This window comes from Corynebacterium sp. LK2590, from assembly GCF_040946105.1.
Classification (GTDB): Bacteria; Actinomycetota; Actinomycetes; order Mycobacteriales; family Mycobacteriaceae; genus Corynebacterium.
Map to the genome: position 1 here is coordinate 45311 of NZ_JAYWMH010000005.1, position 11393 is coordinate 56703.

Below are 11393 nucleotides of genomic sequence, written 5' to 3' on the forward strand. Positions count from 1 at the left end.
TCTGTAGCGGCCTTCCAGCCTACTAGCCGCCGGAACGGCTATTTCTCCCCGGCCAGAATTTCGCTGACATAGCGTGCAACAGCAGAAACCTTAGCGATTGTTCCCGAGTAATCCATAAACGTCGGTCCCACCACGCCGAGGCCGCCCAGCGTCTCGCCGTCCGTGCCGTAGGCGGTGGTCACCACCGACGACGAACGCAGGGCATCCGCCTCGTGCTCGTCCCCGATGACCACGGAGACGTTGCCCATATCCGGCACGCGCGCCAGTAGCTTGAGGAAGACGACCTGCTCCTCGAGGGCATCGATAATGCCCGGCAGGCCGTCCGGGAAGTCCCGGGCCAGGCGGGTCAGGTTGGAGGTGCCGGCCAGCAGCAGGCGGTCGGCCGGCTGGTTGACCAGGGTCTCAATCAGCGTCGTGGCGCTGTTGAGCACGTGCACGCGCATGTCCACCGGCGCGACGTCCACCAGGTCGGCCAGGGACTGGGAGGCCTCCGTGATGGTCTTGCCCGCCAAGGCGTTGTTGAGCAGCTCGCGCAGCCGATGCGTCTGGTCCGGGTCGATGACCGAATCCAGCGCCACGTTGCGCTGGTCCACCCGGCCGGTATCCGTGATCAACACCAAGAGCAGGCGGACGGGGCTCAGCGCCACGACCTCGCAGTGCTTGACGCGGGAGACCTGCAGGTTCGGCATCTGCACCACCGCGGCCTGCTTGGTGACCTGGGCCAGAAGCTGCACCGAGCGGGAGAGCACGTCTTCCAGGTCCACGCCGCCTTCCAGGAAGTTGAGCATGGCGCGGCGCTCCGAGGAGCTCAAAGGTTTTAAGTCGTGGATGGCATCCACGAAGAGACGGTAGCCCTTCTGCGTGGGCACGCGCCCAGAGCTGGCGTGCGGTTGGGTGATAAGGCCTTCGGATTCCAGCGCCGCCATGTCGTTGCGGATGGTCGCCGATGATACCCCCAGCTGGTAGCGCTCCAGCAGGGTTTTCGAGCCCACCGGTTCCTGGCTGGCAATATAGTCCGCGACGATGGCACGCAGGACTTCCTTGCGGCGCGCATCAGTAGTGCTAGACATGCCTTTAAGCCTACCCGCGGTCTTCGGCCACCAAGATATCGGTGATAATCCCGTCCGCCAGCAGGCGGCCGGCGTCCGTGACCTTCAACCGCCCGTCGGCTTCTGTCAGCAGCCCGCGCTGCCGATGCCGCCCCACCACCTCGTCGGCAGCCTGCGACACCCAGTCGCGCGGGATGCCTTCGGCCAGGCGCAGGCCCAGCATGATGGCCTCGGTGTGCCGGTCGGCGTCGGTGAGGGTTTCTTCGCCGGAGATGGGCAAGGTGGCATCGGCAAGCAGGCGGGAGTAGCGGGCCGGGTGCTTGACGTTGAAAAAGCGGGTCTTCCCCAGGTGGGAGTGGGCGCCGGGGCCGGCACCCCACCAGTCGCCGTCACGCCAGTAGATGAGGTTGTGGCGGCATTCCCCACCCGGCTTCGCCCAGTTGGAGACCTCGTACCAGCCGTAGCCGGCCTCTTCCAGCGCGCCCGCGATGAGCTGGTAGCGCCGGGCCAGAACGTCCTCGTCGGGGGCCGGCAGCTGGCCCTTGTTGACCTTGCGCGCCATGCGGGTGCCGTCCTCGACGATGAGCGAATAGGCGCTGACGTGGTCCACGCCCGTGGCCAGCACGCGGTCCAGGGTCGCGCGCACGTCGTCGTCGGTCTCGCCCGGCGTGCCGTAGATCATGTCCAGGTTCACGTGCTCGAAGCCGGCGGCCAGGGCCTCGGCGGCCGCGTCGAAGGCCCGGCCCGGGGTGTGGGCGCGCTCCAGCACCGCCAGCACGGCCGACGATGCCGACTGCATCCCCAGGCTCACCCGCGTAAAGCCCGCCTCGCGCAGGCCGGCGAAAAACGCCGGGTCCGTCGACTCCGGGTTGGACTCCGCGGTCACCTCCGCGCCTGGCGCCAGGCCGAAGGTCGCGCGCACGCGGTCCAGCACCCGGCCCAAACCATCCGCGCCCAGCAGCGACGGGGTGCCGCCGCCGATAAAGACCGTCTCCGCCGGGCGCTGGACCCGAGCTGCGGCCAGCTCGAGCTCCTTATCCAGGGCGTCGAGGTAGCTGGCCTGCGAATTAGGCGCGCCCAGTTCCCCGGGCGTATACGTGTTGAAATCGCAATACCCGCAGCGTGTGGCGCAAAACGGGACGTGGATGTAGAGCCCAAAGGAATCCTGCATGGGCATCAGCCTAGCGAAAGCGGGAACAAACTTGGGGGTCAGGGCGGTTATACATGTAGTCTAAGAAGGTAAAAAATCCCCGTCCCCAAGGAAAGAAAGGCTACTTTGGTGGAACCTCCCAGTCGATGTCCCCGCTACCTGTATCTAGGCGGTGGGGTCTAAACCATGTGGTCCGCAGCTTTGATGCTCTTAGCGGGCATCGTGGTCATCGCTCTCATCATTGTGGCCAACGCGTATTTCGTCGCGCAGGAATTCGCGTTCATGTCGGTCGATCGTACGCAGCTTCGCACCGCGGCCGCCCGCGGGGATAAAACCGCCCAGCGGGCCCTGCACATCACCGAGCGCACCTCCTTCATGCTCTCGGGCGCGCAGCTGGGTATTACGATTTCCGGCCTGCTCATCGGCTACGTCGCCGAGCCGCTGGTTGGCGAGGCCCTAGGCGTGCTGCTCGGCGGCGTCGGCGTGCCGCGTGCGGTCTCCGTCACCGTCGGCACCGTGGTCGCGCTGGCGCTGTCGACCATCGCCAGCATGCTCTTCGCGGAGCTGTTCCCCAAGAACTACACCATCGCCGCGCCGATGAAGTCGGCGCGCTTCCTGGCCGCGTCCACGCAGTGGTACCTGCGCATCTTCGGCTGGATCATCCACTTCTTCGAGTATTCTTCCAACGCCATCCTGCGCCTGTTCCGCGTGGAGCCGGTCGACGACGTGGACTCCTCGGCCACCACCGACGACTTCGAGTCCATCGTGGACGCCTCCCACGAGGCCGGTGACCTGGACCAGGACACCTACATGGTCCTCGACCGCCTGCTGGACTTCCCCGAGCACGACGTCGAGCACGCGATGATCCCGCGCTCCCGCGCCGACGCCGTCGACCCGGAGACCACCCTCGGCGAGGTCCGCGCGCTCATGGCCGCCAACCACACCCGCTACCCCGTCGTCGACGAGGAACACAACCCCATCGGCGTCGTCCACCTCATGGACGTCCTGGGCTCCGAGCTTGCCGCCGATGCCCCGGTCACCCGCGTCATGCGCGAGCCCGTCGTGGTGCCCGAGATGATGCCGCTGCCGGATCTCGTCTCCGAGCTGCGCGGCCAGGACCAGAAGCTGGCCTGCGTAATTGACGAATACGGCGGGTTTGTCGGCATCGTTACGCTCGAGGACCTAGCCGAGGAAATCCTGGGTGATGTCACCGACGAGCACGACATCGAGGAATCCGAGGAAATCACCGAGCAGGGCGAGAACCACTGGATTGTCGACGGCGACACGCCGCTGGACGAGGTCGAGCGCGCCATCGGCCACGACCTGCCCGAGGGCGACTACGAGACCATCTCCGGGCTGCTGATGTCCCAGACCGGCGCGCTGGTTGAGGCCGGCGAGGTCCACACCATCGACCTGGAGGCCGAGCCCGAGGACTGGGTCGACGCTGACGATGCCCCACTGCGCCACCTCAAGGTACGCGTCGAGGAGATCGACCGGCACGTGCCCTCTAGCCTGGCGCTCGAGCTCGTCGAAGAGTACCGGGAGGAGGAGAAGTAATGGACAACTGGGTTTTCAATCTGCTGGTGACGATCGTCATCATCATCGCCTCCGCGTTCTTCGTGGTCATCGAGTTCTCCCTGCTGGGCGCGCGCCGCAACCGCCTCGAGGAGATGGCCGAGGACTCCCGCAGCGCCCGCGCCGGCCTGCGCAGCCTCAACGAGCTGACGATGATGCTCGCCGGCTCCCAGCTCGGCATCACCGCCGCCACCTTCATCCTCGGTGCGGTCACCAAGCCGTGGTTCCACCACCTGCTGATGCCCGTCTTCGAGGCGCTGAGCATGCCCGCGCGCGTGGCCGACATCGTGGCGTTTATCGTCGCGCTGTTCCTGGCGACGTTCCTGCACCTGGTCATCGGCGAGATGGCCCCGAAGTCCTGGGCGATCACCCACCCGGAGACCGCTTTGCGGCTCATCGCCATCCCCGCCCGCGCCTTCATCTGGATTTTCCGGCCGCTGTTGGCCTGGATCAACCGGATGGCCAACAGGCTGGTGAAGCTGGCCGGCGAGGAGCCCGTCGACCGCGCCGCGGCCGCCGGCTACAACGTCGAGACCCTGCGTAGCCTGGTCGAGCACTCCCGCGAGACCGGCGCCATGGACGACGAATCCGCCTCCCAAATCACCGGCGTCATCGAGCTCGAGTCCTCGACCGTCGCCGAGCTCGCCCGCGAGCACGGTTCCGCCGTGGTCCCCATGCCCAGCGACACCACCGTCCGCGAGCTGCAGGACCTGGTGCTGCGCAAGGACATCATGCGCGTGCTCGTCTTCGGCAAGTCCTCCCGCGTACCGCGCCTGGTCCACGTCCGCGACACCCTGCTCGCCGACCCGGAGACCCCGGTGCTCGAGTTCTCGCGCCCGTGCCTGACCGTTGCCGGCGCCACGACCGTGCAGCACACGCTGGACCACATGCGCGCCCGCAACGAGCAGCTCGTGGTCGTCGGCCGGGCCGACAAGGACAACGCCATGTGGGTGCTGACCTGGGACGACATCATGGGCCAGCTGTGGCCGCAGATCGCCGAGAAGCTCGACCAGGTCACCGAGACCAAGTAACAGTTCTACCCGCCTTCCCGCAGCCTGGGTACATTCCTAGGCTGCGGGTCTTTTTCGCAGGTCGCGCCGCAAAATGGGCGTTTTCTGCTGTTTCGGGCCTCGTGCAGGATGGTTACTGTGCTCCGAGTTATCCACAGATTGGGTTTTCGGGCCTTGTGGGGGTTGACGTGTGCTTCTAGCGTGTGGGGCATGACGACGACAGCCATGGACACTTTGAAAGCAGCGCACTCCATCTTCGCGGACGGGATCCAGTATTTGGGCCTGTGCCGCGAGTTGAGCCTGCCTGCCCTGAAGGCTGTCATGTCCGACGTTGCCGCCGCCGCGCACTACCGCGCGTGCCAGACTTTCTTCAGGCACACGACGTATACGCGCAAGCAGGACGCCGCCCGCCGGGGTGCCGCAGAATCCGGACACCACCTGGATACCCTGCTGGTGTTAGACAACGCCTTCCGCCGGGTGCGCAACCAGGGCGAGGCCTGGGCCATGCTCATCGAACTGTGCAACACCCCCGGCACCACCAAACAACTACGACGCCTAGCCAACAAGAAGGTCCTGGAGCTTAACCGCCCGGCACCGCCGGCCGAAGGCGTGCGGGTCACCCGCCGCAAAGACGGCCCCAGCACGTTTTCGGTGACCGGGGACCCGGAGCTGGTGGAAAACCTCTGGGCCTCGATTAAGACCATCTCCGACGTCGAGGCCCTTTTCAGCGGCGGCTTGAACAAGCAGCCGAAGGCCACGCACGTGGTCATCTCCCTGCCCGACTGGGTTCGTATCCTGTCCGGTGACGGGGATGAGATCACCCTGCAGCTGACCAACGGGACCACCATGACGGGTGCCGAATACGTCCGCCAATGCCTGTGGGACGCGGGCCTGGCCACCCTGGTGGATCCTAGGCGCGGGCCGGTCAACCAATACCGCTACCAGCGCCATGCTTCACCCAAGCAGAAGGACATGGCCAAGGCCGAGACCACCACCTGTGCCTGGCCAAACTGCCGCAAGCCGGCCGATGAGTGCCAGGTCCACCACATCCACCCCTGGGTAGACGGCGGCGAGACCAACCAGGAGAACCTCACCTTGTTGTGCGAGTTCCATAATTCCTGGAACGACGACGACCCCACCTACCCCAGACACGGCAGGGTCAACCGAAGACACGGCAAGGTGACATGGGACCCGCCCTGGGGCGGCGGCACCTAACGGCTGACGGCGGACGACTGAGACGGGGGGCAGCCGCAAACCCAAGGAACACACCCAGCCAAAACACGCGAAAGGCACCACGGACCACGTCCGTAGCGCCTACTCGGCGTGCCCAATCGCGAGTTATCCACAGAAATGTGCCTCCGCGCGGGCGCAGAGGTGACAAACCGCACACGAACACTCAAGTTGTCCACAGGCGGCGGGTGGGGTCCCTTCCGCGGGGGAGGGTAGCCCGCGAGGCTAGGAACCATGAACTTTTCACCACAGTATTTCCGCTCGCCCGCACCCGACCACAGCAACGCTTTAATCAACCTCTCCAAGACCCGCAGCGACCACCCTTACGTCTGGCACCGCCTCGAAACCGGGGCGCTGCTGCGCGTCGCGGGCCGCTTCGCCGTCTCCGCGCGCTATTTCCACTCCCTCGACCACCAGGAGCAGGGCCGCCTGCGCGCCATCGCCGCGGGCCGGAGCTCCTACAGCGCCGTGGCGATTTCTGCGGCGGCGGCGCATATGCATCGTTTGCCGGTGGCCGGACCGGCGGCCAACGCGCCGACTGAGATGTCACTGACCAAACACAATCTCCCACCCCACGACCGGCAAATCCCCGGCATCATGTTCCGCAAGACGCGGATGAACCAGTACGACATCATCGACGGCATCCGCTGCGTTAACGCCGCCCGCGCCGTCGTCGACGTGGCGCGCTTCCACGGCTTCCTCTCCGGACTCATCGCCGGCGATGCCGCCCGCGCCCTCGGCGTCACCCCCACCGACTTCCGCCGCGAGATCCAATTCTTGGGCAAGGCCCGCAACATCCAGGTCGCCCGCCGCGTGGCGGAGCTGTCGAACCCGTCGGTGCGCCACGTGGGCGAGTCCTACGCCCGCGCGCTCATCCTCGCCTCCGGGCTCCTGCGGCCCCACCTCAACGACATGAAGCTATGCACGTTCGCCAGCACGGGGGCGCTCATCGGCATCCTGCTAAACAATTGGCTCGCCATCGAGGTCGAGGACCCGGCGTGCGGGACCAGTCGGCTGCACGCCTCGGCACTGCAGCAGCGCGACGATGCCCTCCGCCACGCCGCCTACCGCCCGCTCAGGCTGCGCTTCGAAGACCTCACCGAGCACCCGCGCCGGACGGAGGCCCTGCTGCTGAGCCACCTGAAGTCGCCAGGTAATTTCCGCGCGCACGCTGCCTAAACGCACCAATTTTCAACAACCGGGAACTTTTCGGGAATCGATAACGACTTCTTAGAAGAGTTTCCGGCTGCAGACGCGATACTCCTTGTCCTTAACCGTTTCTTCCTTCCACAAGGGATACTCGCGTGAACTTTATCAACACGGGCCTCGGGCCCTGACCAAACGCCTGCACTTCGACGCCGGGCTTTTCATCGCACCGTTCATCCTGGTCGCGGCCATCAGCGGGGCGGCTATGCCGCCGCCCCGCAGATCGAGAACGTCGTCTACCGCGATCTGCTGCACGTCAGCGCCAGCGATGCCCCACCCCAGCCGCTCAGCGACCAAGTCCGCGCCGCCCAGGCGGCCTACCCGGACTTCCCCGTCGAACAGGTCTGGCCGGCCGATGCCGCCACGGACACCACCCGCGTGCTAGTCGCCGACCCGGCGCTGGGCGAGTCCCGGCTGCTGGCCGTCTTCGTCAGCCCCTACGACTCCCACGTGCTGGGCGCGCAGCCGTCCTATTCGGGCGTGGGCGAGCTGCCCGTGCGCTACTGGTTCTCCCAGCTGCACAAGTCGCTCCACCTGGGCGATGTCGGCGCCCTGTACTCGGAGCTGGCGGTGTCCTGGATGTTGTTCGTCACCCTCGGCGGCCTGGCCATCTGGCTGTGCTACCGCCGCCCGCGCACCACGTGGTCCGGCCGCCGCGGCCTGCTGCGCCTGCACGGCACCCTAGGCACCTGGCTGCTGGTGGTCCTGCTCGGTCTGTCCGCGACCGGCATCACCTGGTCGAATGTCGCCGGGGCCAACGTGGCAACGACGATTAGCGCCCTGCGCGGTAGCGCCGACCCGGTCGATACCGCGCTGCCTAACCCGCCCGTCGTCGCCGGCCAGTGGTTCGACGCGGAGGTAGCCGACCAGGCCGACGGGGTCTGGCGCACCGCCCGCGATGCCGGGCTGACCGGCCCCTTGCGCCTCTTCCCCGGCGAGGACACCGCCCACGGCTGGCAGGCCGCCGAGCGCTGGGTGCCCTGGCGCCTGGCCTCCGATGCCGTCGCCGTCGATCCGACCACCCAGACCGTCACCGCCTCCCTGCCGTTTAGCGACCTGCCGCTGTTTTCGAAGCTGACCTCGTGGGGCACCTACCTGCACATGGGCATCATGTTCGGCCTGCCGCTGCAGATCCTGCTGCTGGCCTCGGCGGTCGCCATCGCGGTGATGATCGGCGCGGGCTACGCGATGTGGTTCAAGCGCCGCCCGACGCGGATTCCGGGCCGCCACCCGCAGCTGAGCTGGGGCGAGTGGGCCATCGTCGGGCTTTTTGTGGCGACGGCGGGCACCTTCCTGCCGCTGTTCGGCGCGACCCTGGTGCTGTTTATCGCCGTCGACCAGTGGAAAATGAAACGCCGCTGGAGAGGGAATCCAACGGCGTCGGCCCTTCCCTCAGACCAGAAGGAAGGAAGTCTAGTTAAGCCCTAAGCGGTAGCGTTGCTCGCCTTTTGGGCGGCGCGCTTGGCCGCCACCTTGGCCACGACGGCCTGGACGCGGGCGCGCTCTTCCAAAAACGGCGGCGGGTTGTGCCCGCGCATGGCGCGGACGTAGCCGGGGTGGGCATCGGCAACGCAGTGCTGCCAGGCCTGCAAGGCCACGCCGACGGTTTGTCCCACGCGCTTGTACAGGTGCGGCAGGGAGACCATGTCGAGGTTGCGCGCCACGGCATCGGTCTGCGCGAGGACGTAGTCGACCTGTTCGCGCAGGTTCTCGGCCGTCGCCCGGGTGCGGGCGTTAAGCGCGGTGGCCAGCTGGTGGACGTCGACCGGCGGGCCCGCCACGGCGTAGTCAGCCTCCAGGCGCGCGGCCGTCAGCCCGGCCGGCGGGGCCACGTCGAACTCCCCCGACGCCGCCGCGGAGATGGTCCCGGAGCGCACCCCGGAGACCAGCGCCTGGCGCAGGCCGATGAGCTCGCCCACGCACCGGCCGGCGTCCACGCGGGCGTCGGCGATAATGTCGTCGAGCTCGGCCACGCAGTCCACGACCAGCTCGACGTCCCAGTCCTCCAGCGCCTCGATGAGGTGCTCGATGTACTCGGCCACCTCGTCGCCGATGTTGTAGATCTCCTGCGTCAATTCGCGGTGGCGCAATTCAGCAGCCAGTTTGTGCATATCGTCCTTTCCGCGAACAAACCCAATCCTGAAGTAAAGGTTGAGACTTACCGTTGACGCTTGCTGACTTTAGGCGAGAACCTGGCAACTTTCTGGGCGACACTCCGAGAAGATTTTTATCTCTAGCGCTTGTAGATGTGCTCGATCGCGGACGCGTAGCGTTGAGCGACGACGTTGCGCTTGACCTTCATGGTCGGCGTGAGCTCGTTTTCCTCCTCCGTCAGGTCGGATTCCAGGATATAGAACTTCTTGATGCCCTCCGCGTGGGAGACGGTCGCGTTGACCTGGTTGATGGCGTCCTGGATTTCGGCGCGCAGGGTCGGGTCGGTGGCCACGTCCTGGGCGCTGCGGTTGGCCGGGATGTTGTATTCGCGCTTCCAGCGCTCCAGCGCCTCCGGCTCCAGGGTCAGCAGCAGGCCGACGAAGGGCTTGCCGTCGCCGACGACCATCGCCTGTGAAATCAGCGGGTGGGAGCGCAGCATGTCCTCCATCGGCCCCGGCGAGACGTTCTTGCCGCCGGCGGTGACGATGAGATCCTTCTTGCGGCCGGTGATCATGATGTGGCCGGAATCCAGGATTTCGCCTAGGTCGCCGGTGTTGTACCAGCCGTCCTCGAGCGCGGCCTCGGAGGCTTCCGGGTTGTTCCAGTAGCCGGCGAAGACGATGTCGCCCTTGATGCAGATTTCGCCCTCTTCGTTGGTACGGATGGTCACGCCCTCCAGCGGGCGGCCGACGGTGCCGATCTTCTGGTCCTCAAAGTCCACGGCGGCGGCCGCGGCAACCTCGGTCAACCCGTAACCCTCGTAGACCGGCAGGCCGATGCCGCGGAACCAGTGCAGCAGGTCGTGGCTCATGGCCGAGCCGCCAGTAATCGCGTAGCGCACCTGCCCGCCCACGCCCTCGCGGATCTTGGAGTAGACCAGCTTGTCGAAGAGCTTGTGCTGGGCGCGCAGCAGGCGGTTGGGCCCTTCCGGGGTGTCCTGGGCGCGCGAGTAGTCCTGGGCGACCTTCTCAGCCTGGCTGAACAGGGCGGCCTTGACGCCGGAGCCGTCGGCGGCCTTGGCGGCGGCGGAGTTGTAGACCTTCTCGAACACACGCGGCACGCCCAGTATGAGGTTCGGGCGGGAGCGGGCGAATTCGATAGACAGGGTGGAGAAGTCGGACCAGTGGTTCTGGGTGGCGCCGCCGATGGCCACGGCCAGCGAGACCGCGCGCGAGAGCACGTGCGCCAGCGGCAGGAAGGTCAGCACGCGGGTGCCCGGCACGGCGATGTGCCCGATGGGGTTGGTCAGCAGGCCGCGGACCTCGGCCAGCCAGTTGCGGTGGGTGAGCATGCAGCCCTTCGGCCGGCCGGTCGTGCCGGAGGTGTAGACCAGCGAGGCCAGGTCGTCGGTGCGCGTGGCGGCGATCCGCTCCTCGATGGCCGAGTCCTCGATCCCGCGGCCCTCGAACTTGAGCGTGTCAATGGCGGCGGAGTTAATCTCCAGCACGCGGCGCAGCTGGGACGGGGAGTCCTTGAGCATCGGCTGCCCGTCGTCCTGGAGGACCAGGTGACGCACCAGCTCGGAGTGCTCGCGGGTTTCGGTAATGGCCAGCACGGCGCCGGAGTCTTCGATGATCCACTGGACCTGGGACATCGACGAAGACGGGTAGACCGGCACGGAGCTAGCGCCTACCGCCCAGATGGCGTAGTCCAGCAGCGACCACTCGTAGCGGGTGGCCGAAATCAGCGCGATGCGGTCGCCCTTCTCCACGCCGCAGGCCATCAGCCCCTTGGCAACCTCGAAGACCTCGGCGATGAATTCCTTGGCGGTGACGTTAACCCATTCGTAGTTGGCCGGGCGGGTGAACATGACCCCGTGCGGGCGGGCCTTGGCGGTGGCGATAAGGGCGGTCAGGCAGGTCTCGCCCTCTTCGATCTCGAATTCTGCAGGGGTATGTACTTCCGGTAGGGTCACAATTTTCCTTTCAGGCCTGCTTTAAGAACATGACCATTTCCTCATAAACCGTGGTCCACTCTACCAATTGTCGCCTCCCAGTCAGCCAGCAACACCGCAGTTTT

9 protein-coding genes are annotated in these 11393 nt (G+C 66.4%); 5 read left to right on the top strand and 4 right to left on the bottom strand.

Features of this window, described 5'->3' with window-relative positions; all coding sequences use genetic code 11:
- Nucleotides 1-38: 38 nt before the first annotated feature.
- The gene (gene hrcA, locus VVR85_RS07330) at nt 39-1070 is read right to left on the bottom strand and encodes a heat-inducible transcriptional repressor HrcA (protein WP_368520283.1); all 1032 of its coding nucleotides are present in this window, start codon (nt 1068-1070) and stop codon (nt 39-41) included.
- A 10-nt stretch (nt 1071-1080) separates the two neighbouring features.
- The gene (gene hemW, locus VVR85_RS07335; protein WP_368520284.1) at nt 1081-2220 is read right to left on the bottom strand and encodes a radical SAM family heme chaperone HemW; all 1140 of its coding nucleotides are present in this window, start codon (nt 2218-2220) and stop codon (nt 1081-1083) included.
- A 165-nt stretch (nt 2221-2385) separates the two neighbouring features.
- Here hemW and VVR85_RS07340 point away from each other — a divergent pair, with 165 nt between their 5' ends.
- The 5 genes from VVR85_RS07340 to VVR85_RS07360 all read left to right on the top strand — a co-directional run bounded on the left by VVR85_RS07340 (nt 2386) and on the right by VVR85_RS07360 (nt 8648).
- Nucleotides 2386-3756, top strand: coding sequence for a hemolysin family protein (locus tag VVR85_RS07340; protein ID WP_368520285.1), 1371 nt, complete (start codon nt 2386-2388; stop codon nt 3754-3756).
- Nucleotides 3756-4805 carry a CNNM domain-containing protein gene (locus VVR85_RS07345; protein WP_368520286.1) on the top strand — a complete coding sequence of 350 codons (1050 nt, stop codon included), beginning with the start codon at nt 3756-3758 and terminating at the stop codon, nt 4803-4805. Before VVR85_RS07340 ends, VVR85_RS07345 begins: the two co-directional genes overlap by 1 nt.
- 189 nt (nt 4806-4994) lie before the next feature.
- The gene (locus VVR85_RS07350; protein ID WP_368520287.1) at nt 4995-5999 is read left to right on the top strand and encodes an HNH endonuclease signature motif containing protein; all 1005 of its coding nucleotides are present in this window, start codon (nt 4995-4997) and stop codon (nt 5997-5999) included.
- 249 nt (nt 6000-6248) lie between these two features.
- Nucleotides 6249-7193 carry a hypothetical protein gene (locus tag VVR85_RS07355; RefSeq protein WP_368520288.1) on the top strand — a complete coding sequence of 315 codons (945 nt, stop codon included), beginning with the start codon at nt 6249-6251 and terminating at the stop codon, nt 7191-7193.
- Between the two features lie 276 nt (nt 7194-7469).
- A complete protein-coding gene (locus tag VVR85_RS07360) occupies nt 7470-8648 on the top strand; it encodes a PepSY-associated TM helix domain-containing protein (protein WP_409338196.1) in 1179 nt (392 codons plus the stop codon).
- Here VVR85_RS07360 and VVR85_RS07365 read toward each other — a convergent pair.
- Both VVR85_RS07365 and VVR85_RS07370 read right to left on the bottom strand, forming a co-directional pair.
- Nucleotides 8645-9331 carry a hypothetical protein gene (locus VVR85_RS07365; RefSeq protein WP_368520289.1) on the bottom strand — a complete coding sequence of 229 codons (687 nt, stop codon included), beginning with the start codon at nt 9329-9331 and terminating at the stop codon, nt 8645-8647. The genes VVR85_RS07360 and VVR85_RS07365 overlap by 4 nt on opposite strands.
- Before the next feature lie 122 nt (nt 9332-9453).
- On the bottom strand, nt 9454-11289 hold the full coding sequence (locus VVR85_RS07370) for a long-chain fatty acid--CoA ligase (RefSeq protein ID WP_368520290.1): 1836 nt from the start codon (nt 11287-11289) through the stop codon (nt 9454-9456).
- Between the last annotated feature and the right edge of the window lie 104 nt (nt 11290-11393).

Bases quoted from the DNA above. Each gene is read 5' to 3' on its own strand.
- hrcA (WP_368520283.1), bottom strand. From the start codon at position 1,070: ATGTCTAGCACTACTGATGCGCGCCGCAAGGAAGTCCTGCGTGCCATC.
- hemW (WP_368520284.1), bottom strand. From the start codon at position 2,220: ATGCAGGATTCCTTTGGGCTCTACATCCACGTCCCGTTTTGCGCCACA.
- VVR85_RS07340 (WP_368520285.1), top strand. From the start codon at position 2,386: ATGTGGTCCGCAGCTTTGATGCTCTTAGCGGGCATCGTGGTCATCGCT.
- VVR85_RS07345 (WP_368520286.1), top strand. From the start codon at position 3,756: ATGGACAACTGGGTTTTCAATCTGCTGGTGACGATCGTCATCATCATC.
- VVR85_RS07350 (WP_368520287.1), top strand. From the start codon at position 4,995: ATGACGACGACAGCCATGGACACTTTGAAAGCAGCGCACTCCATCTTC.
- VVR85_RS07355 (WP_368520288.1), top strand. From the start codon at position 6,249: ATGAACTTTTCACCACAGTATTTCCGCTCGCCCGCACCCGACCACAGC.
- VVR85_RS07365 (WP_368520289.1), bottom strand. From the start codon at position 9,331: ATGCACAAACTGGCTGCTGAATTGCGCCACCGCGAATTGACGCAGGAG.